This window comes from Oceaniradius stylonematis (assembly GCF_965223445.1).
In the GTDB taxonomy this organism is placed as follows: Bacteria; Pseudomonadota; Alphaproteobacteria; order Rhizobiales; family Rhizobiaceae; genus Roseitalea; species Roseitalea stylonematis.
On record NZ_OZ244994.1, the window covers coordinates 1861254 to 1887276 of the forward strand.

General features: G+C 65.1%; 28 protein-coding genes and 1 riboswitch. Of the genes, 11 read left to right on the forward strand and 17 right to left on the reverse strand.

The window, feature by feature from the left end; genetic code table 11:
• Positions 1–28 precede the first annotated feature (28 nt).
• The 3 genes from ACOQOU_RS09135 to ACOQOU_RS09145 are packed head-to-tail and all read right to left on the reverse strand — an operon-like array spanning position 29 to position 1585.
• Complete coding sequence (locus tag ACOQOU_RS09135; RefSeq protein WP_306025382.1) at positions 29–625, reverse strand: DsbE family thiol:disulfide interchange protein; 597 nt, start codon at positions 623–625, stop codon at positions 29–31.
• On the reverse strand, positions 622–795 hold the full coding sequence (gene ccmD / locus ACOQOU_RS09140; RefSeq protein ID WP_109769454.1) for a heme exporter protein CcmD: 174 nt from the start codon (positions 793–795) through the stop codon (positions 622–624). The genes ACOQOU_RS09135 and ccmD overlap by 4 nt, the downstream gene beginning before the upstream one ends.
• 4 nt (positions 796–799) lie before the next feature.
• Positions 800–1585, reverse strand: a complete 786-nt coding sequence (locus ACOQOU_RS09145) for a heme ABC transporter permease (RefSeq protein ID WP_306025381.1) — start codon at positions 1583–1585, stop codon at positions 800–802.
• Between the two features lie 264 nt (positions 1586–1849).
• Between ACOQOU_RS09145 and ACOQOU_RS09150 the strand changes: the two genes are divergently transcribed.
• Both ACOQOU_RS09150 and ACOQOU_RS09155 read left to right on the forward strand, forming a co-directional pair.
• Positions 1850–2137 (forward strand): hypothetical protein, encoded by a 288-nt coding sequence (locus ACOQOU_RS09150; protein WP_420578708.1) that lies wholly within the window; start codon positions 1850–1852, stop codon positions 2135–2137.
• Positions 2134–2421, forward strand: coding sequence for a helix-turn-helix domain-containing protein (locus tag ACOQOU_RS09155; RefSeq protein ID WP_306025380.1), 288 nt, complete (start codon positions 2134–2136; stop codon positions 2419–2421). The genes ACOQOU_RS09150 and ACOQOU_RS09155 overlap by 4 nt, the downstream gene beginning before the upstream one ends.
• Before the next feature lie 9 nt (positions 2422–2430).
• On the opposite strand, the gene ccmB is transcribed toward ACOQOU_RS09155, so the two are convergent.
• The gene (ccmB, locus tag ACOQOU_RS09160; protein ID WP_109769459.1) at positions 2431–3096 is read right to left on the reverse strand and encodes a heme exporter protein CcmB; all 666 of its coding nucleotides are present in this window, start codon (positions 3094–3096) and stop codon (positions 2431–2433) included.
• Complete coding sequence (gene ccmA / locus ACOQOU_RS09165) at positions 3093–3707, reverse strand: heme ABC exporter ATP-binding protein CcmA (RefSeq protein WP_306025379.1); 615 nt, start codon at positions 3705–3707, stop codon at positions 3093–3095. The genes ccmB and ccmA overlap by 4 nt, the downstream gene beginning before the upstream one ends.
• A 238-nt stretch (positions 3708–3945) precedes the next feature.
• On the opposite strand from ccmA, the gene acnA reads away from it, so the two are divergent.
• A complete protein-coding gene (gene acnA, locus ACOQOU_RS09170; protein WP_420578709.1) occupies positions 3946–6636 on the forward strand; it encodes an aconitate hydratase AcnA in 2691 nt (896 codons plus the stop codon).
• Positions 6637–6730: 94 nt separating this feature from the next.
• Here acnA and ACOQOU_RS09175 read toward each other — a convergent pair whose 3' ends face one another.
• From ACOQOU_RS09175 to ACOQOU_RS09195, 5 genes are all read right to left on the reverse strand, one after another.
• The gene (locus ACOQOU_RS09175; RefSeq protein WP_109769461.1) at positions 6731–7066 is read right to left on the reverse strand and encodes a cupin domain-containing protein; all 336 of its coding nucleotides are present in this window, start codon (positions 7064–7066) and stop codon (positions 6731–6733) included.
• Positions 7067–7080: 14 nt separating this feature from the next.
• Positions 7081–8055, reverse strand: a complete 975-nt coding sequence (locus tag ACOQOU_RS09180) for an NADPH:quinone reductase (protein WP_306025378.1) — start codon at positions 8053–8055, stop codon at positions 7081–7083.
• A gap of 1013 nt (positions 8056–9068) precedes the next feature.
• Entirely contained in the window at positions 9069–9956 is an 888-nt protein-coding gene (locus ACOQOU_RS09185; protein ID WP_306026561.1) for an NAD-dependent epimerase/dehydratase family protein, read from the reverse strand.
• On the reverse strand, positions 9953–10804 hold the full coding sequence (locus ACOQOU_RS09190; RefSeq protein ID WP_306026560.1) for a glycosyltransferase: 852 nt from the start codon (positions 10802–10804) through the stop codon (positions 9953–9955). Before ACOQOU_RS09190 ends, ACOQOU_RS09185 begins: the two co-directional genes overlap by 4 nt.
• 11 nt (positions 10805–10815) lie before the next feature.
• Complete coding sequence (locus ACOQOU_RS09195) at positions 10816–12036, reverse strand: NAD-dependent epimerase/dehydratase family protein (protein ID WP_306026559.1); 1221 nt, start codon at positions 12034–12036, stop codon at positions 10816–10818.
• A 159-nt stretch (positions 12037–12195) separates the two neighbouring features.
• Positions 12196–12295, forward strand: a riboswitch (glycine riboswitch).
• 175 nt (positions 12296–12470) lie between these two features.
• On the opposite strand from ACOQOU_RS09195, the gene ACOQOU_RS09200 reads away from it, so the two are divergent.
• The 3 genes from ACOQOU_RS09200 to ACOQOU_RS09210 all read left to right on the forward strand — a co-directional run bounded on the left by ACOQOU_RS09200 (position 12471) and on the right by ACOQOU_RS09210 (position 15360).
• The gene (locus ACOQOU_RS09200; RefSeq protein ID WP_306026558.1) at positions 12471–13730 is read left to right on the forward strand and encodes a D-amino acid dehydrogenase; all 1260 of its coding nucleotides are present in this window, start codon (positions 12471–12473) and stop codon (positions 13728–13730) included.
• A 71-nt stretch (positions 13731–13801) separates the two neighbouring features.
• On the forward strand, positions 13802–14584 hold the full coding sequence (locus ACOQOU_RS09205) for a DUF1223 domain-containing protein (RefSeq protein ID WP_306026557.1): 783 nt from the start codon (positions 13802–13804) through the stop codon (positions 14582–14584).
• A 443-nt stretch (positions 14585–15027) separates the two neighbouring features.
• Positions 15028–15360 (forward strand): DUF2794 domain-containing protein, encoded by a 333-nt coding sequence (locus ACOQOU_RS09210; RefSeq protein ID WP_245412826.1) that lies wholly within the window; start codon positions 15028–15030, stop codon positions 15358–15360.
• A gap of 8 nt (positions 15361–15368) precedes the next feature.
• Here the strand turns inward: ACOQOU_RS09210 and ACOQOU_RS09215 are convergent, their stop codons facing one another.
• From ACOQOU_RS09215 to ACOQOU_RS09230, 4 genes are all read right to left on the reverse strand, one after another.
• A complete protein-coding gene (locus ACOQOU_RS09215) occupies positions 15369–15938 on the reverse strand; it encodes a GNAT family N-acetyltransferase (RefSeq protein WP_109768902.1) in 570 nt (189 codons plus the stop codon).
• Positions 15939–16040: 102 nt separating this feature from the next.
• Positions 16041–16820 carry a Bax inhibitor-1/YccA family protein gene (locus ACOQOU_RS09220; RefSeq protein WP_109768860.1) on the reverse strand — a complete coding sequence of 260 codons (780 nt, stop codon included), beginning with the start codon at positions 16818–16820 and terminating at the stop codon, positions 16041–16043.
• Between the two features lie 214 nt (positions 16821–17034).
• Positions 17035–19590 (reverse strand): ABC transporter permease, encoded by a 2556-nt coding sequence (locus ACOQOU_RS09225; protein ID WP_109768862.1) that lies wholly within the window; start codon positions 19588–19590, stop codon positions 17035–17037.
• A complete protein-coding gene (locus ACOQOU_RS09230) occupies positions 19590–20291 on the reverse strand; it encodes an ABC transporter ATP-binding protein (protein WP_306026556.1) in 702 nt (233 codons plus the stop codon). Before ACOQOU_RS09230 ends, ACOQOU_RS09225 begins: the two co-directional genes overlap by 1 nt.
• A gap of 61 nt (positions 20292–20352) precedes the next feature.
• Between ACOQOU_RS09230 and ACOQOU_RS09235 the strand changes: the two genes are divergently transcribed.
• Together ACOQOU_RS09235 and thpR are read left to right on the forward strand one after the other, a co-directional pair.
• Positions 20353–20991 carry an arylesterase gene (locus ACOQOU_RS09235; protein ID WP_109768903.1) on the forward strand — a complete coding sequence of 213 codons (639 nt, stop codon included), beginning with the start codon at positions 20353–20355 and terminating at the stop codon, positions 20989–20991.
• 136 nt (positions 20992–21127) lie between these two features.
• Positions 21128–21721, forward strand: coding sequence for an RNA 2',3'-cyclic phosphodiesterase (thpR, locus tag ACOQOU_RS09240; protein WP_306026555.1), 594 nt, complete (start codon positions 21128–21130; stop codon positions 21719–21721).
• Here the strand turns inward: thpR and ACOQOU_RS09245 are convergent.
• Positions 21646–22125, reverse strand: a complete 480-nt coding sequence (locus tag ACOQOU_RS09245) for a low molecular weight protein-tyrosine-phosphatase (protein WP_306026554.1) — start codon at positions 22123–22125, stop codon at positions 21646–21648. The two genes, thpR and ACOQOU_RS09245, sit on opposite strands and share 76 nt — an antisense overlap.
• Positions 22126–22190: 65 nt before the next feature.
• On the opposite strand from ACOQOU_RS09245, the gene ACOQOU_RS09250 reads away from it, so the two are divergent.
• The 3 genes from ACOQOU_RS09250 (at position 22191) to ACOQOU_RS09260 (ending at position 24008) form a co-directional block, all read left to right on the forward strand.
• A complete protein-coding gene (locus ACOQOU_RS09250; RefSeq protein ID WP_109768865.1) occupies positions 22191–22484 on the forward strand; it encodes a 4a-hydroxytetrahydrobiopterin dehydratase in 294 nt (97 codons plus the stop codon).
• A gap of 58 nt (positions 22485–22542) precedes the next feature.
• The gene (locus tag ACOQOU_RS09255) at positions 22543–22980 is read left to right on the forward strand and encodes a YkvA family protein (RefSeq protein WP_306026553.1); all 438 of its coding nucleotides are present in this window, start codon (positions 22543–22545) and stop codon (positions 22978–22980) included.
• 80 nt (positions 22981–23060) lie between these two features.
• The gene (locus ACOQOU_RS09260; protein WP_306026552.1) at positions 23061–24008 is read left to right on the forward strand and encodes an AEC family transporter; all 948 of its coding nucleotides are present in this window, start codon (positions 23061–23063) and stop codon (positions 24006–24008) included.
• A gap of 13 nt (positions 24009–24021) precedes the next feature.
• Here ACOQOU_RS09260 and ACOQOU_RS09265 read toward each other — a convergent pair whose 3' ends face one another.
• A complete protein-coding gene (locus ACOQOU_RS09265; protein WP_306026550.1) occupies positions 24022–25212 on the reverse strand; it encodes a sensor domain-containing diguanylate cyclase in 1191 nt (396 codons plus the stop codon).
• A gap of 84 nt (positions 25213–25296) precedes the next feature.
• Complete coding sequence (locus tag ACOQOU_RS09270) at positions 25297–26010, reverse strand: isochorismatase family protein (RefSeq protein ID WP_306026549.1); 714 nt, start codon at positions 26008–26010, stop codon at positions 25297–25299.
• Between the last annotated feature and the right edge of the window lie 13 nt (positions 26011–26023).

A 26023-nucleotide genomic window follows, 5' to 3' on the forward strand; every position in this document is an offset into this window, starting at 1 on the left:
CTCAGGATGAGGGCAGGGCGCGGCGGGGTTACTCCGCCGTCAGCCGGTCGATCTCCGGCACGATCTTGCGGGTCATGATGTCCTGGCTGATCGGGCCGACATGCTTGTAGGCGATCACGCCGTCCGGGCCGACGATGAAGGTCTCCGGCACGCCATAGACGCCCCATTCGATCGCCGTGCGGCCATTGCCGTCGGCGCCGACCGCATCATAGGGATTGCCGAGCTGGCGCAGGAAACGGATCGCGTTCTCCGGCTTGTCCTTGTAGTTGAAGCCGATCAGCCGGATGCGCGGATCGTTGGCCAGTTCCATCAGCCATGGATGCTCCTCGCGGCAGGGCGCGCACCAGGAACCCCAGATGTTGACGAGCGAGATGTTGCCCTCGAGCATGGCCGGATCGAAGCCGGGCATCGGATCGCCCGCCTCGGTCGTCATGCCTTCGACCGCCGGCAGCGGCGTCTGCGGGGCGTCGCGTCCGATCAGGGCCGACGGCACGGTCGACGCCACCCGGTCGGGCAGCACCAGCATGTAGGCAAAGACGCCAGCCAGCGCGAAGAAGACGATCACCGCGATCATGATCGGCCAGGAAATGCCCGACCGGCGGGTCGGCGCGTCCGTGCTGTTCATCGGCTTTCGTCGCCTCCCGATGCCGAACGGCGCTTCAGGCCCGCCTGTTCGAGCCGGTCCAGCTCGGCCATGGTCGCCGCGCGGTCGATGAACAGCCAGACCAGCACCGCGCCGAGCACGGCGGCGGCCGCCCCGTAGCTGAGCAGAACAAAGGCAGAGTGGCTGAGCATCGTGTCAGCCCTCCAGAACGGCCGTCGCCGGGGCGGCGGACGGGCCGCGCGCGCCGGCGCGGCGCAGCGCGGTGGCGCGGCGGCGGCGGATTTCGTTGCGCATGGCCAGCATGTGCATGGCGGCGAACAGCACCATGAAGCCGATCGCCGTCACCAGAAGCGGCCAAAGCATGGTCGGATGGATCGTCGGCCCGTCGAAGCGGATGACCGATGCGGGCTGGTGCAGCGTGTTCCAGATATCGACCGAGAATTTGATGATCGGAATGTTGACCGAACCGACCAGCACGAGGATCGCGACCGGCCGTGCGGCTTTTGCCGGATCGTCCATCGCGCGCTGCAGCGCGATGATGCCCAGATACATCAGCATCAGAACGAACACCGAGGTCAGCCGCGCATCCCAGACCCACCATGTGCCCCACATCGGGCGCCCCCAGAGGGAGCCCGTGATCAGGCAGATCAGCGTGAAGGCGGCGCCGATGGGCGCGGCGGCGCGGATCGAGACGTCGGCCAGCGGATGGCGCCAGATCAGCGTGCCGAGCGCCGATGCGGCCATCACGGCGTAGGCGAACATGGCCAGCCATGCCGCCGGCACATGAATGTACATGATGCGGACGGTGACGCCCTGCTGATAGTCCTGCGGTGCGTTCCAGGCCCACGCAAGGCCGCCGATCGTCAGCACCCCGGCGATCGCCCACAGCCATGGCAACATCGACGCCGACAGGCCCATGAAGCGGGTCGGATTGGCCAAAGATGTCCAGAATCCCGGCTTGGATGCGGCGGCGTCACTCATGGCTGTCTTCTTAGAGCGGCAATTGTGGCCGCGCAATTGATCTCGGACAATCGGCCGCACACGCTGGCGTGAGCGGTATCACGGTCATGCCGTGCTGCGGTACGCGATCGATGACCGACAGCTCCGCCGGGCGGATCATTGCATATGCTACGGCATTGCCGTATATTTCTCGCCAATGCACACCGTTGTCACTACGTCTGTGTTCGAGCGTCAGGCCAAGGAGGCTGGCCTTTCCGACGATGAGATGGCCGGAATAATCGCATTTTGGCGGGTAATCCCGACGCTGGCGTGATCATTCCGGGTACGGGCGGCGCACGAAAAGTCCGTTTCGTCGGCAGCGGGAAGGGCAAGAGCGGAGGCTACCGCACGATCCACTATTTCGCCGCTGACGATATCCCGATCTTCCTTCTTGCACTCGTCAAGAAAGGCGATCGTGCCGACACCAGTCAGGCGGAGCGGAATCAACTGGCACGCACACTGCCGGCGATCGCAGATGCGTACAGAGCCTCGGTGAGGGCCCGGACGTCTGCAGACAAAAGGAGAAACCGATGAGCAGCTTTGGCAAGCAACTGGTCGAAAGCGCCGAGGAGGCGCTGGCAATCGCCAAGGGCGAAAAGGGCGCGCCGCGCACGGTGGTGCCCGACAAGATCGATATCGCTGCTCTGCGGCGCCGATTGGGCCTGACACAGTCGGCATTTGCCCAGCGATACGGTCTCAATCTGGCCACCGTGCGCGATTGGGAGCAGAACCGGCGCTATCCCGATCAGCCGGCCCGGGTTCTGCTGAAAGTGATCGAACGCGATCCGGAAGCCGTCGAGCGCGCATTGGGTGGCTAGGCTAGCTGCTCAATCCTGCAGCCCTTTCAGAGCGAGCGCAGCAGCGAACGGGCCGAGCACGGCAAAAAACAGCGTCAGCGCGGCAAGGAACGTGAACGGCTGGAGGAACGGCGCGAAGGTTTCGACCGCGCCCAGCGTCGCCATCACCCCGAAGATCAGGACGGGGATGGTGAAGGGCAGGATGATCACCGAGACCAGAAGCCCGCCGCGCGGCAGCGAGACGGCGACCGCGGCGCCCGCCGCGCCGATGAAGGTGATCGCCGGCGTGCCGACCAGCAATGTCAGCGCGGTGGCGCCGATGGCGGTCGCGTCCATGTTCAAAAGGAGTCCCAGCAGCGGCGTTACAAGCACAAGCGGAAGCCCGGTCACCAGCCAGTGGGCGACGCATTTGGCGAACACCGTCAGCGCCAGCGGCGTTTCGTGCCGGGCAATCACCAGAAGATCGAGCGCTCCATCCTCATGGTCGATCTGGAACAACCGCTCAAGCCCGAGCAGAGATGCCAGCAGCGCCCCGGTCCACAGGATGGCCGGGCCGATCCGGGCCAGAAGGTTCAGATCCGGCCCCATCGCGAACGGCGCAACCGTGACGACAGCCAGATAGAACAGGATGCCGATCAGCGCGCCGCCCCCGGCGCGGACCCCCAGCTTCACGTCGCGGAGGATCAGCGCGATCATGCATCGCCCCCGTCGGTGAAGCGCAGCTTCTTCATGCCCGCCACCTCGATCGGCAGGTGCGTGGCGGCGATGACGATGCCGCCATCGTCCATGTGATCGGCGATGATGCCGGCGAACGCGGCCTCAGTGCGCGCGTCGAGCCCCGATGTCGGCTCGTCCAGCAGCCAGACCGGCCGATGATTGACGAACAGCCGCGCGATGGCGGCGCGGCGGCGCTGGCCGGTCGACAGGTCCGAGAACGGCACGTCGATCGCATGGCCCAGATCGACCCGTTCGAGCGCTTCCTCCGGCATTGCGGCGCGCGCTTCGCCGAAGGCGCGCCAGAAATTCAGGTTCTCGCGCACGGTCAGCGCCGGCTTCATCGCGTTGAGCGGCGACAGGAAATGGGCATGGGCGGCGATCTCGGCGATGCCGCCGGGCGCGCCGGTCATCGCCGCTGCGCCGGCGACGGGACGCAGGAACCCGGCCAGAACCCGCAGCAATGTCGACTTGCCGGCCCCGTTGGGCCCGGTGACCGCCATGCCCTCGCCGGCGGAAAGCGCGAAGCCGACGCCCTCGAAGACCATCTCGTTGCCGCGCCGGGCGGCGAGCCCGTCCGCTACAAGCTTCATGGCATTCCCCGTTTGCGCGCTGATTGGCACACAATGGCCGCTGCGCGCAATCGCCCGCGCTTTTTGACCTTGGTTGGTCTTTCAACCTGACCGATTTGTATCTATTCACAAGCCGTGACGCTGCGATTGCTGCAATGCGCAATCGCCAACAATTTCACCGCCAGCTTGATCGGGCCGAAAGGGTCGGCAGCGGCGGCGCCGGGCGCCCACGCGCCGGGCCAACCGGAGGTCAGTCATCGTGTCCACAATCGACAGTTTCAAATGCCGCAAGACGCTTGAGGTGAACGGCAAGAGCTTCACCTATTACAGCCTTGCCGAAGCCGAAAAGAACGGCCTTGACGGCATTGCGCGCCTGCCCTTCTCGATGAAGGTGCTGCTGGAAAACCTGCTCAGGAACGAGGATGGCCGCTCGGTCACCAAGGCCGACATCCAGGCCGTGGCCAACTGGCTCAACGACAAGGGCACGGCGGGCTATGAGATCGCCTACCGCCCGGCGCGCGTCTTGATGCAGGATTTCACCGGCGTGCCAGCCGTCGTCGATCTTGCGGCGATGCGCGATGCGATGGTCAATCTCGGCGGCGATCCCGAAAAGATCAATCCGCTGGTGCCGGTCGATCTGGTGATCGACCACTCGGTGATCGTCGACGAGTTCGGCAACCCCAACGCCTTCGCCCGCAATGTCGAGCTCGAATATGAGCGCAATGGCGAGCGCTACCGGTTCCTCAAATGGGGCCAGAACGCGTTCGACAATTTCCGCGTCGTGCCGCCCGGCACCGGCATCTGCCATCAGGTGAACCTTGAATATCTCGGCCAGTGCGTCTGGACGAAAGACGCCGACGGCGAGACCATCGCCTATCCCGACACCTGCGTCGGCACCGACAGCCACACCACCATGATCAACGGTCTGGGCGTTCTGGGCTGGGGCGTCGGCGGCATCGAGGCGGAAGCGGCGATGCTCGGCCAGCCCATCTCCATGCTGCTGCCCGAGGTGATCGGCTTCAGGCTGACCGGCGCGCTCAAGGAAGGCGTCACCGCAACCGATTTGGTCCTCACCGTCGTGCAGATGCTGCGGCAGAAGGGCGTTGTCGGCAAGTTCGTCGAGTTCTTCGGCGCCGGCCTCGACAATCTGACGCTCGCCGACGCGGCGACCATCGGAAACATGGGCCCCGAATATGGCGCGACCTGCGGCTTCTTCCCGATCGATTCCGAAACGCTGAACTATCTGACCATGACCGGCCGCGACGCCGACCGGATTGCGCTGGTCGAGGCTTACGCGAAAGAGCAGGGCATGTTCCGCGAGTCCGGTTCCGCCGATCCGGTCTTCACCGACACGCTGGAACTGGACCTTGGCGACGTGGTGCCCTCCATGGCCGGCCCCAAGCGCCCCGAGGGCCGCGTGCCGCTCGGCGATGTCGGCGAAAAGTTCCGCGAGGCCTTCACCGCCGAATACAAGAAGGATGCCGGCCAGATCGACAAGCGCTACGCCGTCGAGGGCGAGGATTACGATCTCGGCCATGGCGATGTGGCGATCGCCGCGATCACCTCGTGCACCAACACCTCCAACCCCTCCGTGCTGATCGGCGCCGGCCTTCTGGCGCGCAACGCCAACCGGCTCGGCATCGCCCAGAAGCCCTGGGTGAAGACCTCGCTGGCCCCCGGCTCGCAGGTCGTCGCCGAATATCTCGAAAACTCCGGCCTTCAGAAAGAGCTCGACCAGATCGGCTTCAACCTGGTCGGCTTCGGCTGCACCACCTGCATCGGCAATTCGGGCCCGCTGCCCGGCCCGATCTCCAAGACGATCAACGACAAGGGCCTGATCGCCGCGGGCGTCCTTTCGGGCAACCGCAATTTCGAGGGCCGCATCTCGCCCGACGTGCAGGCCAACTATCTGGCTTCCCCGCCGCTGGTCGTCGCCTATGCGCTCGCCGGCACGGTCAACATCAATCTCGACACCGACCCGATCGGCCAGGACAGGGACGGCAACGACGTGTTCCTCAAGGACATCTGGCCGTCGAACCAGGAGATCCAGTCCTTCATCCACGAGCATGTCACCCGCGCACTGTTCGAGGCCAAATATGCCGATGTCTTCAAGGGCGACGAGCGCTGGCGCGCGGTCACCGTGCCCGAGGGCAAGACCTATGCCTGGGACGACGGTTCGACCTATGTGCAGAACCCGCCCTATTTCGCGGGCATGGGCAAGGGCGCCGGCGAAATCAGCGACATCAAGGGCGCGCGCATCCTCGGCCTGTTCGGCGACAAGATCACCACCGACCACATCTCGCCCGCCGGCTCGATCAAGGCGCAGTCTCCCGCCGGCGCCTATCTGATGGACAATGGCGTGAGCGTTACCGACTTCAACCAGTACGGCACGCGGCGCGGCAACCATGAGGTGATGATGCGCGGCACGTTTGCCAACATCCGCATCCGCAACCACATGCTGGGCGAAAACGGCCGCGAGGGCGGCTACACGATCCACTATCCCTCCAAGGACGAACTGCCGATCTATGACGCGGCGATGCGCTACCGCGAGGAAGGCGTGCCGCTCGTCGTCTTCGCCGGCGGCGAATATGGCAACGGCTCGTCGCGCGACTGGGCGGCCAAGGGCACCAACCTGCTCGGCGTCAAGGCCGTCATCGCGCAATCGTTCGAGCGCATCCACCGGTCGAACCTTGTCGGCATGGGCGTCGTGCCCTTCACCTTCGACGAGGGCGTCTCATGGGCCGGGCTCGGCCTTAAGGGCGACGAGACCGTGACCATCGAGGGCCTCGCCGACGTCAAGCCGCGCGACAAAGTGATCGCCAAGGTCACCTATGCCGACGGGACGGAAAAGGACGTGCCGCTGATCTGCCGCATCGATACGGCGGACGAACTGGACTACGTCAACAATGGCGGGATTTTGCATTACGTCCTGCGGGATCTGGCGGCCTAAGCCTTACCGCCCACAGCGCTGAATTGAACAAACCCGCCGGTGGAAACACCGGCGGGTTTTTTTGCTTTCTGCCATTCTTGGTTCTTGATTGGCCTCAGTCTTTAAGGGGATATCTGTCCGTCTCTTCGAACACGTCGATCACAAGGCTGCCTGCCGTCAAGATCGCGGCATGTGGGGTCCCGGCGGGAATGTCCCAACTGTCGCCCGGTCCGCAGATGCGGGTGTGACCATCGACGGTCAGCTCCAGACTGCCATGAACGAGCGTTCCCCACTGGGCTCCGTGTTGGTGTTCGGGCACTTCCACATCCTTGTGCACATGGAAGAAGACCACCAGCGCACCGTCCGAGCGCACCGCCGACGTTGTGACGGCGTCTTCCGGGAAGGGGATATCCAGAGACGGTTGAGATTGAATGAAATCTGGATAGTTCATGAAGCCTCCTCAAGTTACGGGATCAGTACGATCTTGCCCGCATTACCCGGCTGAAGGACGAGTTCGTGCGCTTTGGCCGCCTCGCCCAGAGGCAGCTGGTGCCCCACCTTGGGCTTGATGGCGCCTTCCGCCGCCGCGGCCAGAATGTCCGCCATGATGTCGCTGAGCTGTACCTCCGTTGCATTCCAAAGCATGATGCCCCGGATATCGAGCTCCTTCATCATCGCCATGCGCGGGCTGATCTCGATCTCGCCCCGGTTGCCGATCACAACGATCCGGCCATTCTGTCCGGCAATTTCCATGTCTGCGGCGAGATTCACATTGGCCAGCATTTCCAGGATCAGATCGGGGCCGCCGCCATCGCAAGCTTGTTTGACGGCGTCGAGGTAGTTCGCTTCTCTGTGATTGACAGCGTGGTCAACGTTCTCACCGCGCAGCAGGGCGAGCCCGGCCTTCGAACCTGCGCTGCCGATGACTTTTAGACCGGCGCGTTTCGCCAGCTGTATCGCAGATGTGCCGACCGAACCGCTCGCGCCATGGATGAAGACTGTTTCGCCACTTTTGGCGCCGCCACGCGCAAAAAGGGCGTAGTGGGCGGTCGCGTAGGAGACGCCAAACGTTGTGGCCTCGGCATAGCTGATCCCTTCGGGGATGGGCAGCACATGTTTTGCGGGGCGTTTGACCAGCCCGGCATAACAGCCGGTAAAATCCAGCCCCATCGCGACGCCCGAAAAGACGCGATCGCCGATTTTCAAGCCGGTGACATTTTCGCCCAACGCTACCACGTCGCCAGCGGCGTCACCGCCCGGAATGCAGGGCAGTTCCGGTTGGATGCGGTATGTGCCGCTGCGCATATAGGTGTCGGCGGGGTTCACACCCGCCGCCTTCACCGCAATGATCACATCGTCCGGCCCCGGCGCCGGATCCGGCACCTCATCCAGCTGCAAGACCTCGGGCCCGCCAAAGCGATGGAACTGAATGGCCCTCATGGTCCTCTTCCAATCATGTCATGTCTTCACGAGGACCAGCAGCCCGTAACGCACGCGCCGCAGAGGTGCCGGCTGGTCAATCAGCATGTTGACGCGCAGCCGGGCGCGAACGCTTTGGACCGATACGAAGTCTAGACGGTTTCGCGCTGATGTCCACTTCGTCCGTTTCTGAGGCCCGGCACTCCTTCACCGCCCGAAACCGGTATTGAACTGCGAGAACCCGCCGGCAGGGCGCCCGTGAAGGGCCGATGGCCCTGCGGTGCCGCGGTCCACGGCCGGAAGCGACCCGTTAGTGGCGCAATTCTTGTGCGGCATGCCCATAAAAACTTATCCAACCGCCTCCACCCTCCCCCATACTTGCCCCACCGCGCCCATCGGAACGTCGGATGGCCACCTACCTTCGGCGGGCGCGGCGGTGGACCGGCGGGCCGTGCGAGCGGTCGCATGGCTGGATGATGAATCCCCACGCCGGTGCGGAATGAAGGTTTTGGCGCGCTGTTACGCCTGACGATCGGCTGGCGGCGTTGGTGAGCGGGCGTCCCCCGCAAACGGCTTCGAACCCCGCTGAGCGACCGGCGAGGCGGACAGGTTTTCGAAGCCAGCCAAAATGGCGATCACCGCAAGCCCACCGGACGGGCGGTTTGGCGACCGCACCATACAAACTTCGGATCGCGGCTCTCCAAACCGCCCGTTGTTCTGGACTTTTTGAAGCTGGCGCAAAATCTTGCGCGGGCTGGCGCCCACGTGCGTTTTGCGTTTGCCCAGGGCGCACGTCGACCCTCGGGCTCGACCCGAGGGGAAGCGCAAGTCCTTGGGCGATTGAAGAGGCTACATGCTCTCGGCTTCCAACGGAGGTGCGGTGATGATGTCGCGCGCTCGCTTGCCCCATCCTGAGGTGCGAGCGCCAATCCCTCGCCCTTCGAGGCTCGCTATGCTCGCACCTCAGGATGAGGGTGGATTGGCGACGAGCCTCGAAGGGCGAGGCAAGCGGCGCGATGAACGGAGCGCCCGCCTCATGCCAGCCCCGTCAGATCGAGCGTGCCGCGCGGCCGCCAGCCGAGCGCCCGCAGCCGCGCCGTGTCCATCGCGTTGAAGGCCGTGGCATCGGCGCGCGGCGGCGGTGCGTGGGCGATGCCCGCCCGTTTGGCATAGGCCGCCAGCAGATCGTGCCGGTCGAGCAAAATGTCGGAGGCGTTGAAGACCGGCGCCGGGCCGAACCGCGCGAGATCGGAGGCGGGACGGTGGGCGATCAGGCGCACGGCGCTTGCGAGGTCTTCGCCATGCAGTTCTGTGCCGATGCGCGGCGCGATCGCCCTGCCCGCCGCAAAATCGGCGAACAGGCCGGCCCATTTGTGCGCCCGGCCCGGCCCGGCGGGGCCGTAGATGCCCGTGGCGCGCACGATGAGCGGCAGGAACCGGCCGGACGCCATGCCGGCGAGCGCGATCTCGACGGCGCGCTTGGTTTGACCATAGAGCGTGTCGGGCGCGCACGGCGTCGTCTCGGTCAGCACCGTGCCCGGCGGTTTGGGACCATACACCGCGCGCGAGGACAGGAAGATGGCGCGGCCGACGCCGGCGCGCCTGGCCGCCGCCATCAGCGCCAGCGTGCCGTCGACATTGGCGCGGCGGAAACCCTCCGGATCGTCGCCCTCGCCGCCGCGATACTTCCCCGGTACATGGGCCAACGCGCAATGGACGAAAACATCGGCGCCGTCGAAGGCCGGACCGAAATCATGGTCGGGATCGAGATCGCCGGCGACCCATTCGGCCGGTTCGGAGAAAAAGCCGGCCGCCGGCCATGTGCGGCCCATGACGATCACGTCGGCACCCGTGGCGAGGAATTCCTCGGCGATGAAGCGACCGGCCTGCCCGGTCGCCCCCGAGATAAGGACGGTGGTCATGGCGACGGATTGGGCAGCGTGTCGATGTCGGGGATCGCGTCGCCCGTGCGATACGCCTGCCACAGATCGATCAGCGGCCGCAATTGGGCGCGTTTCGGGTGGTCCGCCTGCCATGGCTTTTCATACTGGTAGTGAACCACATGCACGCTTTTCCAGTCCCAAAGGTCCGGCATGTTGAACCAGACATATTGCAGCATGTTGTAGGTCACCGGCAGGCCGTGCCAGTCCGGGAAGAAGGCCTCAAGGAATGTCTGGTCGGTGCGGCGCCAGAAGGCGTCCGCGACGTCGAGCCGCGCCATCATCGCCACGAACGTCGCCCGCGATGGTCGGGCGGTGAAGACGCCCGAGTTCAGACGGTGGAAATCGGCGAGGCTCTCATAGACGTTCGGCGACGCGCAGAATTCGGGATAGGCGAACAGCCGGTCGATGTTGCGCACGACGAGCGTGTCGGCATCGAGAAAGACGACGCTGTCATATTGCTCCATCTGCCACAGGCGCAGCTTGGCGAAATTGTCGAGCGGCGTGTGAAAGGCCGGCTTGTTGCCCTTGGTGAAGGGCGCGTCGGCATGCAGCTTCGCCCGGCCATGGCGTTCGTTGAAGGCGGGCGACGTGTCGAGCAGGTCCACCGGCACGATAATGGCGCCGAGATCGGAAAGCGGCGCCAGATCGGCCGCCGCGACACCGCCCGTCGCCATGACGACGATGTCGGCTTGCGTGCCGGTCAGCGTCAGCGAGCGGACGAGCGCGATCGCCGCGCCGGCATAGTCGGGGTTGGTGACAAGGGTGATATAGGCGTGCTTGGCCATGGCGGGATGCGGACCCGGCGGCGCACCGCCGGACCCGGTCATTGCGCTCGCGATCAGGACACGCTTTTCAGGCGCTTGCCCTCGGGGTCGGCCTCGACGGTCTTGGCGATGTCCTTGGTCCAGGCCGAAACCGCCGGCACGCGCGACCGGTCGACGCGGTAGGCGAACTTCTTGGCCACATCGACGACCTCTTCGAGCAGTCCTTCGGCGAGCGTGATCGGCTCGAGGCCGAGCGCCAGAAACTGCTCGTTTTTGACGACAAGCTCGTTCTCGGCGGCTTCCTTGCGCGGGTTGGGCAGGAAAGCGATCTTCGCGCCGGTCATCCTGGCAATCATTTCGGCCAGATCGCGCACCCGGTGCGTCTCGGTCATCTGGTTGAAGATCTTGACCTTGTCGCCCTTGGCCGGCGCGTCGGAAAGCGCCAGCTCGATGCAGCGCACCGAATCCTGGATGTGGATGAAGGCACGCGTCTGCCCGCCGGTGCCGTGCACGGTCAGCGGATGGCCGATCGCCGCCTGGATCAGGAAGCGGTTGAGCACCGTGCCATAATCGCCGTCATAGTCGAACCGGTTGATCAGCTGCGGATGCAGCTTCGTCTCGGCGGTGTGCGTGCCCCAGACGATGCCCTGGTGCAGGTCGGTGATCCGCAACCCGTCATTCTTGGCATAGAACTGGAACAGCAACTGATCGAGACACTTGGTCATGTGGTAGATTGAGCCGGGGTTCGCCGGATAGAGGATGTCCTGGGTGACCGTATCGCCGTCCATCGTCTCGATGCCGACCGGCAGATAACCCTCGGGGATTGCCGCACCGATGGTCGAATAGCCATAGACGCCCATCGTGCCCAGATGCACCAGATGCGGATCGATGCCGATCTCGACGATCGCGTTGAGCAGATTGTGCGTGGCGTTGACGTTGTTGTTGACCGTGTAGTTCTTGTGCCGGTCGGTCTTCATCGAATAGGGCGCGGCGCGCTGTTCGGCGAAATGGACGATCGCGTCCGGGCGGTGCTCGGCGAGCCAGCCCTTGAGCACGTCATAGTCGCGGGCCAGATCGATCAGGTGGAAATGGATGCGGCGGCCGGTCTCGGCGTGCCAGATGCGGGTGCGCTCCTGAATCGAATCCATCGGCGTCAGCGACTGCACGCCCAGTTCGGTGTCGATCCAGCGGCGCGACAGATTGTCGATGATGTGGACGTCATGGCCCTTGGCCGACAGGTGAAGCGCGGTCGGCCAGCCGACAAATCCGTCACCGCCCAGAACTGCAATTTTCATGATCGTGGTCCCGATTCGTTGCGTCGCGCTTCCCCTAGGGGCTCAATGTGACATTTGTGACAAACGCGACCCGATCACAAATGCTGGCCTGCTTTAACGCCTGTCGTGACGCGAGACCAGTATTGCACGGATCGATGCTTTGATGTATCGGCAGCCATTCCGCGTCGCGCGGGAGAGACCGGGCAACCGTCGAGGTTGGCCCGGCGCCGAAGGAGCAACCGCCCCGGAAACTCTCAGGCGAAAGGACTGCGCGACGCCTTGAAAATCTGGAGAGCGGCACGTCGCCACGACGTGCCCACCGAAGGAGCAAGCCCAGCACCGGATGGTCCGGTGCGATCCGCAGAGCCGGAGCGGGCAAAACTCTCAGGTTTCCTGACAGATGGGGCACGGACCGGATCGCCGCGCGCGGCCGGCCGAACCGTCAGGAGCCGGATATGGCACATATCGCAGTCATCGGCGCCGGGATCACCGGCGTCACCACCGCATGGTCGCTGCTCGGACGCGGCCACGATGTCACCCTGTTCGACAAGAACCGCTATGCGGCGATGGAAACGAGCTTTGCCAATGGCGGGCAGCTGTCGGCTTCCAACGCCGAGGTCTGGAACCATTGGAGCAACGTCGTCAAGGGCATCAAATGGATGATGCGCTCCGACGCTCCGCTGAAATTCTCACTTGCACCGTCGTGGCACAAATATTCCTGGATGGCCGAGTTCCTGGCCAGCATTCCGCACCATGATCGCAACACCGTGGCGACCACGCGCATGGCGATCGCCGCGCGCGAGCATCTGTTCGCGATGGCGCGCGACGCCGGTATCGATTTCGATCTCGAACGGCGCGGCATCCTGCATGTCTACGCCGACCGCACGGGCTTCGAGCATGCGGCGAACGTCAACCGCCTGCTGGCGCGCGGCGGGCTCATGCGCGAGGCCGTGTCGCCGGCCGACATAAGAGCGCTGGAGCCGGCGCTGAAAGGCGAGTTTTTCGGCGGCTTCTACACGCAGGGCGATTCGACCGGCGATATCCACAAATTCTCCGTCGGCCTTGCCGATGCGTCCGTCAAGCGCGGTGCGATCTTCGTCAACGAAGCCGCAATCACACGGCTTTCGCGCGATCAGGGCGGCGTTGCCGTTGCGTTCGACCATCGCGGATCGGCGCATGATGCCCGCTTCGATGCGGTGGTCATCTGTGCCGGCACGGCCAGCCGGGCGTTGGCGGCCCAACTCGGCGACCGCGTCAACATCTACCCGGTCAAGGGTTACTCGATCACTGTCGATCTGGCCGACGCGGCAAGCCGCGAGGCGGCGCCATGGATGAGCCTTCTGGACGACGACGCCAAGATCGTCACCAGCCGTCTGGGTGCCGACCGGTTCCGCGTCGCCGGAACGGCCGAGTTTGCCGGCTTCAACCGCGACATCCGCGCCGAGCGGATCGCACCGCTCGTCAAATGGTGCGAACGGCACTTCCCGGCGATGCGCACCGAGCACGTCACGCCGTGGGCCGGGCTGCGGCCGATGATGCCCAACATGATGCCGAAGGTCGGCGCGGGACGAGCGCCGGGCGTCTACTACAACACCGGCCACGGCCATCTGGGTTGGACGCTCAGCGCCGCAACCGCGGACATGATCGCGGCGCGGATCAATGCCGATCATGCGGGCCGGACAACGATGGGATCGGTGGCGATGGCCGCCGAATGAGGTTGCAGGACGGCAAAGTTTCACCGGAAAGTGAGTTTCCGGTGAAGCGCCGACCCGGTAGCGTTTCGTCCATGCGCGCAGAACCATTCATGCCGATGATCACCCGGCGAACACTTCTGGCCGGCACGGCGGCAACCCTTGCCGCGGTCGCGTCGGGCCCGGCCCGCGCCGCGGCGGCTGTCAGCGGCGTGGTCGAACTGTTCACCAGCCAGGGTTGCAGTTCCTGCCCGCCGGCGGATGCGGCGCTTGCCGAGTTCGCCGCCGATCCTGACGTTCTCGCGCTTGGCTACCATGTCGACTACTGGGACTATCTGGGCTGGGCCGACACGCTGGCGAGCCCCGACAACACGGCCCGCCAGCGCGCCTATGCGACAACGCTCGGCAGCCGCTCCGTCTACACGCCGCAGGCGGTCGTCAACGGCCGCGACCATCTCAATGGCGGCTACAAGACGCGGATCCGGGGCCTGATCGCGGACCATGAGGCAGCCGGCAACGGACTGGTGGTGCCCGTCATGGTCGCAATGAGCGCCGGGCGGCTGTCGGTCGGGGCCGGCGACGGGATCAAGCCGGCCGGGGCCGACATGCTGCTGACGATCGTCTATTATCGCGACCGCAGCGAGGTGGAGATCGCGCGCGGCGAAAATGCCGGCCGCACCATGGTCTATGCCAATGCCGTCATGGCGCAGCAGACGCTTGGCATGTGGGACGGCAAGGCGATGCAGATCGACCTGCCGCGCGACAAGATCGCCCAGAACAAGGCGACGGGTTGCGCCGTGCTTCTGCAGGCGGCGATCGATGGCGCGCCGGGCCCGATCATGGGCGCGGCCAAGCTGAAGGGTTTCGACAGAAGCTGATCGGAGCGGTTTAGGCCGGACCCGGACGGCATCGGGGCTGGGGGCAACAGATTGTCCAATTACCGCCCCGGTCCGGCCTTGCGGGCACCCTGTTTGCGGGGTGGTCCGCGTGTCGCATGGCGGGCTGGCCGGGCTTGAAGCCGCCCCCCGTGCGACTGTTCATTTTCAAACAAATCCGGGCGCAGGTGTGTTCGACTTGCGGCGAAATCGGGGCAGGCCATCACGCTTGCCAACCGCATCACGAACAGTGTGACCCTGCCGTTTACGATGCGTTAACCCCTCCGGCGACGGCTTGCGCGCCATCGTGTTTCGGGCAACCATGGCCTCCGGTCATTTGATTTGCGGGGAGGCGAACCATCAACGGTTCCGATGATGAGAACGCGCAGCCGGGCCAGGGCGCGGGGGGCAATGGCGCGGGGGCGAGTGGCGGCAACGTCGTCGCGCTGAGCCAGGCGCGCCGCCAGCGCCAACAGGACGAGGTCAGGTTCGAACGGCGCGAACTGGACCAGATCCTGCGGGTCTACAGCTTCATGGTCGCCGGCGGCGAATGGCGCGACTACGGCATCTCGCATTTGAAGGACCGGGCGGTCTTCGCCGTTTTCCGGCGGACATCGGAAATGCCGCTCTATCGGATCGAGAAAAACCCCAGGCTCGCCCGCAGGCAGGGTGCCTATGCGGTGATCAACGCCTCGGGCATGGTGCTCAAGCGTGGCCATGACCTGGCGCAGGTGCTCAGACTGTTCGACAAGCAGATCAGGCTCGTCCAGTCGAACTGACGGTCCGCTCAGGCGGGCGGATAGAGCGTTCCGGGATAGGTGTCGGGGTCGGGCGGCATCGACGAACCGGCGCCGAGCGGCTTTTGCATCAGAACGGAATCGAGCCAGCGTCCGTGCTTGAAGCCGGTGGCGGGCAGGACGCCGGCATGGGCAAAACCCAGCGCCTCATGCAGGCCGATCGAGGCCGCATGCTCGGACCCGCCGATCACCGCGATCATCTGGCGGAACCCGAGCGCTTCGCAGCGCGCGATGATCTCGGCCAGAAGCGTTCTGCCGACGCCGCGCCCTTTGGCGGACGGCGCCACATAGACCGAGTTCTCCACCGTCCAGCGATAGGCCGGTCGGGCCCGATAGCTGCCCGCATAGGCGTAACCGAGCAGTTCGCCCGAGCCGTCGCGCGCGACAATGTGCGGATAGCCAGCCTGGCGGATGGCATGGAAGCGGCGCGCCATCTCCGCTGCGTCCGGCGGGTCCAGTTCGAAGCTGGCGGTGCCGTTGAGCACCGCGTCCGCATAGATGGCGGTGATCGCGGAAATGTCCGCGTCGATCGTGTCGTTCAGTGCAATAGAGGCGTTCATGGCGGCTGGCATTTTTTCGGCTGCCGCCAGAAACCAGAATTGCGCGCGAAAGAAAAGGGCGGCCCGAAGGCCGCCCCGATCCGGTCCGGATGTTACCGGTCGTTATTCGCGGTTGCCCAGGAACATCAGCAGGAACTGGAACATGTTGATGAAGTCCAGATAGAGCGCCAGCGCGCCCATGATGGCCTTCTTCTCGGCAACGGCGGCACCGTCTCCGACATAGTACATTTCCTTGATCTTCTGCGTGTCATAGGCGGTCAGGCCGGCAAAGATCAGAACGCCGATCACCGAGATCGCGAACTGCAGCGCGCCCGAACCCAGGAAGATGTTGACGATCATCGCCAGGATCAGGCCGACCAGACCCATCAGCAGGAAAGAGCCCATGCCGGTCAGGTCACGCTTGGTGGTGTAGCCGTAGAGCGACAGCGCACCGAAGGCGGTTGCCGTGATGAAGAAGGTCTGCACGATCGAAGCCGACGTGTAGACCAGGAAGATCGACGACAGCGACATGCCGATCAGCGCCGCAAAGCTCCAGAACGTGATCTGTGCGGTGGATGTCTGCATCCGGTCGATACGGAAGCTGAGGAAGAACACCAGCGCCAGCGGCGCCAGCATGATGACCCAGCGCAGGGGCGATCCGTAGATGACCGTACCCAGCGCCGTCAGCATCGTGCCGTTCGGCAGCGAGGCAGCGGCGGCCGCCGGATTGTTCGTGGTCGCAAGCATGACGGTGCCGGCGGCGAAAAGGGCGGTGATGCCCATCGCCAGAGCCATCAGATTGTAGACGCGGATCATGTAGGACCGCAGGCCCTCATCGATGCTCGCGTCATAGGTGCGGGCGCCGGCGCCCGCCTGGTATTGAACGTTACGGAGTTCAGCCATTTCGTCCTCGTTAAGCCTTCACGTCCCGTCGGGTGTCCGGCCGCGCGCGATTTCGCGCACACCGAGGCGCCGCTGGCGGGACCTCCAGCATGCCTGCGCGTAATATGAGGCGGCAGGGCAGCTTTTACAAGAATTTCCGGTCGCCCCGGCCGGCAAAGACGTGGGGCAAATGCGCGCAACGCGGAAAAACCGCCGCACCATGGTGAACAAATCGTTAAAGGTTGCGTAGCACGGGCGCCGCCTTCTGGCCGAGAACGCGCCAAGTGCCCAGAAGGCCGAACCCCACCGTGCAGACCAGCGCCGCAAGGATCGTCATCGCGGCGATCTCCGGCCGGAAAGCCCATGGCAGGGTCATGATCTGGCTGACCACGAACCACGCCGCCACACCGCCGGCCAGCAGCGCGAAGACCGCCGTGGCAAAGCCGAGGATCGCATATTCGGTCACGAAGGTGCGGATCAGCGTCCCGCGGGTCGCGCCGAGCGTCTTGAGGACCACCGCATCGTGCACCCGCGCCCGGTTGCCTGCGGCAAGCGCGCCGGCCAGCACCAGAACGGAGGCGATCAGCGCAACGGCCGCGGCCGCGCGGACGGCCGAGGCCAGTTGGCCGACGACGCGGTTGACCAGTTCGATCGCGTCCTTGACGCGCACGCTGGTCACCGCCGGAAAGGCGCGCGTCACCGATGAAAGAATGCCGGCCTCCTGCTCGAAATCGGCATCGGGCATGGTCAGCGTCGCAAGCCATGAGTGCGGCGCGCCGGCAAAGGTGTTGGGCGAGAAGACCATGACGAAGTTGATCGCCAGAGATTCCCACTCGACCTGACGGAAATTGGCGATCGTGGCCGTGATGTTCCGGCCGAGCACATTGACTGTGACGGTGTCGCCGATGGAAAGCCCCAATTCGCCCGCTTCTTCGGCGGAGAACGAAACGAGCGCTTCGCCGGCATGATCCGGCGCCCACCACTCGCCGGCCGAAAGGCTCGAATTCTCCGGCACGTTCTGCGCATAGGTGATGCCGCGGTCGCCGCGCAGCACCCAGGCGCCTTCCGGCGGCAGTTCCATTTCGGCAACGTTCTGGCCGTTCAGTTCGACGATGCGCCCGCGCAGCATCGGCACGCGCACCAGCTTGCCGGCATCGCCCGCTTCGGTCTCGACCAACTCTGCGAAATCGTCGACCACGTCGGACTGGATATCGACGAAGAAGAAGTTGGGCGCGCGCTCGGGCAGGTTTCCGGCGATCTGCTGGCGCAGATTGGTGTCGATCAGCGCCAGCGCGACCAGAAGGGTCAGTCCGAGGCCCAGAGCCAGCACGACCGACGGCGTCAGCGCGCCCGGGCGGTGGATGTTGCCGACCGCCATGCGCAACGACGTGCCCGGCACGTTGCGGACGCGGCGGGCGAGCGCCTGAACGCCATCGGCGACGATCCGCAGGATGAGGAAGGCGGCGGCGACGCCGGCGAGAAAGCCGGCGGCGAGAACCCGTTCTTCGGAAAACCAGACGGCGAGCCCGGTCAAAAGCAGGGCGGCGAGGCCGGCGCCGACGACATAGGCGGCGCGCGGCAGGCCACGCTCGGTCATGGTCTGGTTGCGGAAGAGGTTGGAGGCGGGAATGTCGCGCGCGCGGCCGAGCGGCACCAGCGCGAAGACGAAGATCGTCAGCACCGCAAAGATGACCGCGAGCATCAGCGCGCCGGGGTAAAGCCCCGTGCCCCCCGCCGGCAGCGGCACGATGCCGGACAGAGCTGCGGCCGCAGCGATGGGTGCGATTGCAGCCAGCACGAGACCGATGGCAATGCCCACTGCGCCAACCATCAGGATCTGGAACAGATAGATCAGCGTAACGAGGCGCCCGGGTGCGCCAAGGCATTTGAAAGTCGCGATCACGTCGCGCTTGGAATCAAGGAACGCCCGCACTGCGTTGGCGACACCGACACCGCCGGTGACGAGCGCGGTGAGCCCGACAAGCGTGAGGAACTGCGCGAACCGTTCGATGTTGGCGGCAAGGGCGGGCGCTGCGTTGGCGCGGGTACGCACCGACCACCCGGCCTGCGGGTGGGCTTCGTTGGCCTGGTCGATCGCGGCCCTGAGTTGCGCGTCGGTCGTGCCCGGATCGGTGCGCAGCTTGTAGACCCGCTCGACCAGCGAGCCGGGCTGGATCAGCCCCGACGCTTCGAGCGCATCGAGCGACATGACGATGCGCGGCGCAAGGCCGATGCCGTCGGACAGCGCATCGGGTTCCAGCGCGATCGTCGCGCGGATCGAGAAACGGGCGTCGCCGATCAACATCGTGTCACCGACCGAAAGACCGAGCCTTTCGAGCAGGATCGGCTGGACCGCAACGCCCCAGGCGCCGTCGGTCAGCGCATAATCGGCTTGCGCCAGTGCCGGTTCGGTCTCGAACGCGCCATAGAGCGGATAGAGTTCATCGACCGCCTTGATCTCGACCAGCGTCTGGTCGGACTGATCCTCGAGCCGGGCCATCGACCGCGTATTGGCGCTCTGGGCAACGGTTCCGATCGCCTGCAGCGTCGCCAGCTCTTCGGGTGTCGTTGTCCGGTGGACAAGCTCGAAACGGATGTCGCCGCCCAGGATCGACCGGCCTTCGGACTGGATGCCCTGGGTGATCGCCTGCGCCACCGCATTGACGCCGCCGATCGCACCGGTGCCCAGCGCGATACAGGCCAGAAAGACGTAGAAGCCGGAAAGCCCGCCGCGCACCTCGCGCAGCGCGAACCGGAAAGCGAGCGCGATCTGGTCGGGCAATCCGTTCATCACTCGGCGGCCACTTTGGCGGTGGCCTCGCCCGCGAACACTTCGCCGGAGCGCACGCGAACCTGCCGGTCGCAGCGCTCGGCCAGCGCGGCGTCATGGGTGACGAGGACGAAGCTCGTCCCGCGCTTCTTCTGCGTGTCGAAGATCAGGTCGGCGATCTGCCGGCCCGTATCCTGGTCGAGATTGCCGGTCGGCTCGTCCGCGATCAGGATCGCCGGTTCGGGCGCCAGCGCGCGGGCAATGGCCACGCGCTGCTGTTCGCCGCCGGACAGTTGGCCGGGATAATGGGTCAGCCGGTCCTTGAGGCCGACGGCTTCCAGTTCGGCGCGCGCGCGGTCGAACGCATCGTCCGTGCCGGCCAGCTCAAGCGGCACGGCGACGTTTTCAAGGGCCGTCATGTTGGCGATCAGGTGAAAGGACTGGAAGACGAAGCCGATATTGCGGCCGCGGAACCGGGCGATTTCGTCTTCGCTCATTCGGTCGAGCCGGGCGCCGGCCACTTCGACGCTGCCGTTGTCGGGCCGCTCCAGCCCGGCCAGCACCATCAGAAGCGTCGTCTTGCCCGAGCCGGACGGGCCGACAATGCCGACCGCCTCGCCCCGGGGGACAGACAGGCTGACATTTTTGAGTACCTGAACCTGGCTTGCCGCCGAGCCGAGTGTGAGATTGACGCGGTCGAGGGCGATGACGGGTTCAGACACGGGAAGAACTACCTATATGGAGCGGCAAAGGTTGCATCGGTAAATGGGAAGACGGTCGCGCATGTTCAAACAGTTCCTACGCTTTTTTGCCGCGGCCGGATTTGCGTTCGGTCTGGCAACGCTGCCGGCGAAGGCCGAGACCGTGCGCGGCGTCGGTTTTGGCGACAGCCTGATGGCCGGCTATCAGCTTCCCGCCGGCACCGGTTTTCCCGAACAGCTCGAAGCCGCGCTGCGGGCCGAGGGGTTCGATGTCGCGATCACCAATGCGGGCGTCTCCGGCGACACGAGTTCGGGCGGCCTGGCACGGCTGGACTGGTCCGTGCCCGACGGTACCGATTTCGTCATCCTGGAGCTTGGCGGCAATGATGCGCTGCGCGGCATTTCGCCGGATGTGACGCGCGCCAATCTGGATGCGATGATCGAACGGCTCAAGGAACGCGATATCGACGTGATTCTCGCTGGCATGCGCGCGCCGCCGAACATGGGCGGCGACTATGCGGACCGGTTCGACGCAATCTTCGCCAACCTTGCCGAAACCCATGACGTACCGCTCTACCCGTTCTTTCTGGACGGCGCGATCACGGTCGACGGCATGATGCAGGCCGATGGCATCCACCCCACGGCCGACGGTGTTGCGCAGATGGTCGAACGCTTCCTGCCGCTGATGCGGACCTACCTGTCCGGGAAGGAAGCCGGCTGACGGAAATCGTTAACGAATCGTATCGGAAAATCACCTTGCGCTTCACGCGCATGCGTGATTCGCTTGCATCAAGGCGGGGGTGATTTGCGGTCCGCGCGATGGCAAAGCCCACCGCTCGAAACGAGGGGACACTGCCATGCCGCGCCTTTTCGCCGCTCTCGAAATCCCTCACCATGCCGCAACCCACATGTCGATGCTTCGCGGAGGCCTGCCCGGTGCCCGTTGGATCGACATGGAGAACTACCACCTCACGCTGCGGTTCATCGGTGACATCGAACACCACATGGCGGACGAGATCGCCCATGCACTCGAGCGCGTGCACCGGCGGCCCTTCTCGCTCGGCCTGTCGGGCCTTGGCGCATTCGGTGGCAAGAAGCCGCATTCGCTGTTCGCCGTTCCCACCGCCTCGCCGGATCTCATCGATCTTCAGGCGGAAATCGCACGCATCTGCCGGCGCCTGGGCCTTGCGCCCGACCCGCGCAAATTCACGCCACATGTGACGCTGGCGCGCTTGCGCAACGTCACGCCCCAGGCAGTGGCCAACTATCTGTCGGTGCGCGGCGGCTTCTTCGTGCCATCCTTCAAGGTCGAACATTTCACGCTTATGTCCTCGCGCGATTCGGTTGGCGGCGGGCCTTACATTGTCGAGGAAAGCTACCCGCTGTCGCGCGACAGCTTCCCGGCCAGTACGGCGGCGAGCGCGGCGGCGCCGGCCTTTATGTCGCAATAGACCGCCTCGAAGTCCGCTTCGGCCCCGTAATAGGGATCGGCGACATCGCGGGTTGTGCCGGTGGCGTGGCCCAGAAACAGATCGATCGTCGCCTTGTTGTCGAAAGCGGCCATCCGCGTCAGCGCCTGCACGTTTTTGTGGTCCATGCCCAGGATCAGGTCGAAGGCGTGGAAATCGTCGCGGCTGATCTGCCGGGCCCGCTGGCCGGAAATGTCGATGCCGTTCCGGGCGGCCACGGCGATGGCCCGCGCATCGGGCGCTTCGCCCGCATGCCAGTTCCCGGTGCCCGCCGAATCGATGCTCAGCCCATCCGACAGGCCGGCGCGCGCCGCCTCGGCGCGGAACACGCCCTCGGCCAGCGGCGACCGGCAGATATTGCCCAGGCACACGAAAAGAACCCGCATCGCCGGCTTTCCCTTGTTGCCCGATCCCCTAAACTGACCGGACATCGAAGATCGGAGCCCGGACCATGCCCAAACCCTGCCTTACGACCGACGAATTGACAACGGCGCTCGAAACGCTGGAGGGCTGGACCGCCGAGGAGGACGGCAAGGCGGTCACCCGGACGTTCAAGTTCGGCACCTTCACCCAAGCGTTCGCCTTCATGACGGCCGCCGCACTGACGGCCGAAAAGATGGATCACCATCCCGAATGGTTCAACGTCTACAACCGGGTCGACGTGCGGCTGACCACCCACGATTCGGGCGGCGTGACCGCGCTCGACATCGCGCTTGCCGAAGCCATGAACAAGGCGGCCGGCTGAGCCGGAGCGCTTGAAACGACTGCATGGCGCGCCCATGTCACGCCGAGGAGGGCGTGCGATGGACGACGTCAAGATCGGTGAGATTCTGGAGCCCGGGTCCGAGGATACCCAGACCCGCCGTGAACGGAAGGTGCGCAGCAGGTTCTGGCCCAAGGTCAAGCGCTATGCGCGGATGATCCCGTTCATCGACGAGGTCGTTGCGGGCTATTTCTGCGCGATGGATCCCGAGACGCCGCCGCGCGTGCGCGGCATCCTTTTGGCCGCGCTGGCCTATTTCATTCTGCCGCTCGACACCATTCCCGATTTCTTGCTCACCTTCGGCTTCGGCGACGACATCGCCGTTCTGACCGCAGCGTTCGCCGCCGTCAAAGGCAACATAACCGACGCCCATCGCGCCGCCGCCCGCAAGGCACTGGCCGAGGAAGACATCGACACCGCAGGCCCTGCCGATGCCGGGGACGGTCCCGTCGTCGACGGCGAGGCAACGCGCACCTGACCGGCGCCCGCATGCGGCTCGCTTTCGGCAAGTACCTGGCCTATTGAACGGTCATCGTTCCCGTCAGGCCGCCGCGTCCCATGCTCGACATCCTGCTGACCGTTCTCCCCGTCTTCATCCTGATCGGGGTCGGTTATGGCGCGGTCCGGTCCGGCTATCTGAAGGACAATTTCTCCGACGCGCTGAACATTTTTGCGGTCCGCATCGCGGTGCCGGTCCTCCTGTTCCGGGCCATGGCGGGGCTCGACCTCGGGCAGGCCTTCTCGCCACAGCTTCTTGTCAGCTTCTATACCGGCGCGTTCGTCTGTTTTGCCGGCGGCATCATCGTCGCGCGGACAGTGTTCAAACGCCGCCCCGGCGAGGCGGTCGCCGTCGGCTTTGCCGGCACATTCTCCAACTCGGTCCTGCTCGGGCTGCCGATCGTCGAACGTGCCTATGGCGGCGAGACGGTCACCATGGCGTTCGGCATCATCGCGCTGCATGCACCGCTGATCTATGCGGTCGGCATGATAACGATGGAGCTGATGCGGCGCGACGGCCGGACGCTGCGCGAAGCGCTGACCGATGCTCTCAAATCGATCCTCGCCAATCCGCTGATGGCGGGAATCCTGGCGGGATTGGGCGTCAATGCCACCGGCATCGTCCTGCCTGAACCGGTGCAGGCGGCGGTCGACATGCTGGCTGCGGCGGCGATCCCGGTGGCGCTGGTCGGGATCGGCGCCGCCCTGACACGCTACACGCTGACGGCGGCGCTGCCCGAAACGCTGACCGCGTCGGGCTTTGCGCTGATCGTCCACCCGGCGATCGCGTTCCTCCTGTCCCATCATGTGTTCGGTCTGTCGAGCACGGCCGTCCACGCCGCCGTGGCGCTGGCCGCCATGCCGCCCGGCGTCAACATCTACATCTTCGCCAGCCTTTACGACCGTGCGGTCAATCTGGCCGCATCGACCCTGCTGCTGGCGACCGCCCTGTCGGTCGTCTCGGTGACCGTCTGGCTGTACATGGTCGACACGCTGTTGCCGCTTTAGAACGGCCCCGGCTTTACGCGCTGCGGCGTCCGCCCGTTCGGCTTGCATGACCATGCACATGTTCGGCACCGGCGACCGTAACCCGGTTGCGTCCCGCTTCCTTGGAATCATAGAGCGCGTGGTCGGCGGCAATCAGCGCGCCGGCGATCCCGTCATCGCCGATCGCGGCAACGCCCAGACTTGCGGTGACCGGCCGGTCGTCGGGCATGATGTCGCGCAGCTCGGTCTCGATGGAAACACGGATCGCCTGGGCCAGCGCCGTCGCCACGGGCAGTTCCGTGCGCGTAACCAGGATCGCGAACTCCTCCCCGCCCAGCCGGCCGCACAGATGCGGGCGCGGCGCGGCGACGGCGATGACCGATCCGACGCCGGCGATCACCCTGTCGCCCTGGTCGTGTCCATGGGTGTCGTTGATCGTCTTGAAATGGTCGATGTCGAGCATGATCAGCGCGGCGGGGCGCGCGGCCAGCCGGTTGCCTTCATCGAGAAAGCCGCGCCGGTTCAGAAGGCCGGTCAGGCTGTCGGTCATCGACGCCTGCCGATAGGTGGCCGCCAGATCGCTCATCGCCAGAAAGAAGATGGTTCCCGCAAAGGCGAAAAGGGTCGCCGCGAACGGCGTTGCCGCATAAGTGCCGTACAGCTCGGCCTGCTCCGCCGGCGAAAGGGTGCCATGGCTGACCGCCCACGCGGCGACCAGGGGTCGGATGAGGACCGACAGGATGACCGCGCACAGCATGGTGGCCAGAAACCGCGTGCGGGAACTGATCGCCGGCAGGCGGTAGAGCCGGACGACCACCATCACAGGCAACGCCACCTGGAACAGGCTGACCGTTGCCAGCCGCATCAGCGACAACTCACCAAGCGGTGCCAGGACGGCGATCACGAAGGCGCCGATGATCGCGGTCAAGGCGAATATGCGCCCGGGCAGGGGCAGCCTTGCGTGCGTGCAAATGCCCTTCGAGACCAAAAGGAAGCCGGTGCAGACGAGCACATCGTCAAGGATGAAGAACAGGCCGTGGAAAGGCGCGATCTCGGTCATCACATAGGCCGCGCTGCTGCCGATGAACGCACCCGCGCCGGCCAGATACCAAAGAAGGTGCCGGGCCGAACGATCGAACAGATAGGCGGCGATGAACAGCGCCACATAATTCAGGCCCAGCAGCACGCCCGCTGTCGCGACAATGTCGCCAATGCCCAGTGTCACATTCGGCTCCCCGGAAAGTCGGGAGCGATGGTCGCACAATGGCCTTAAGGTGACGTGAACCGGCGCCCAAAAAAATATGGCGCGCTATGACGGTCTTGCCGGCAAACCTTCCAGATAGGCCGCGACCTCGTCGGTTGGAATCACGTCGGCATATTTGCAGTTGAGGTCGAAAAGCGAAATCGCATGGCTGGCCTCGAACCGGTCGAACGCCGTCTCTTCGGGGATCACCACCTTGAAGTTGAACGAATAGGCATCGACCGTGGTCGCCCGCAGGCAGCCTGACGAAGTGCAGCCGGTCATGATCAGCGTGTCGACGTCCAGATAGTTCAGGTGGCTCATGAACAGTGTGCCGAAGAAGGCCGAGGGTTTGCGTTTGCCGATCAGGATATCCTGGGGGCGCGGCGCCAATGGCGCCACGGTCTGCGTGGCGTGCGTGCCCTCCTGCGAGGTCTTTTCATGCCCGCGATGGCTCTTTGACACCTGAACGCCGCTGTCGATCATGTCGGGACGGCGCTCGCTCTGGGTGTAGAAGATCGGAATGTCGATCTCCCGCGCCAGATGCATCAACCGTTCGATATGCGGCACCGCGTTCCAGCCGGCCGGCCCGCAATGGGTGCGGTATTTGCCAACGCCCTCCTCATGGCTTTCGCCGGGTGCATCGCCGCAGAAATTGTACTGCACATCGATGATGAACAGCGCCGGCCGCTTGCCAAAGCCGCCGCGCTTGCCATAGCCGGCGAGCTGGAAGATTTGCTTGTCGTGATCGGTCAGGAACCGGTCCCAGATTCGCTCGGTCATGATTGTTCCTCTT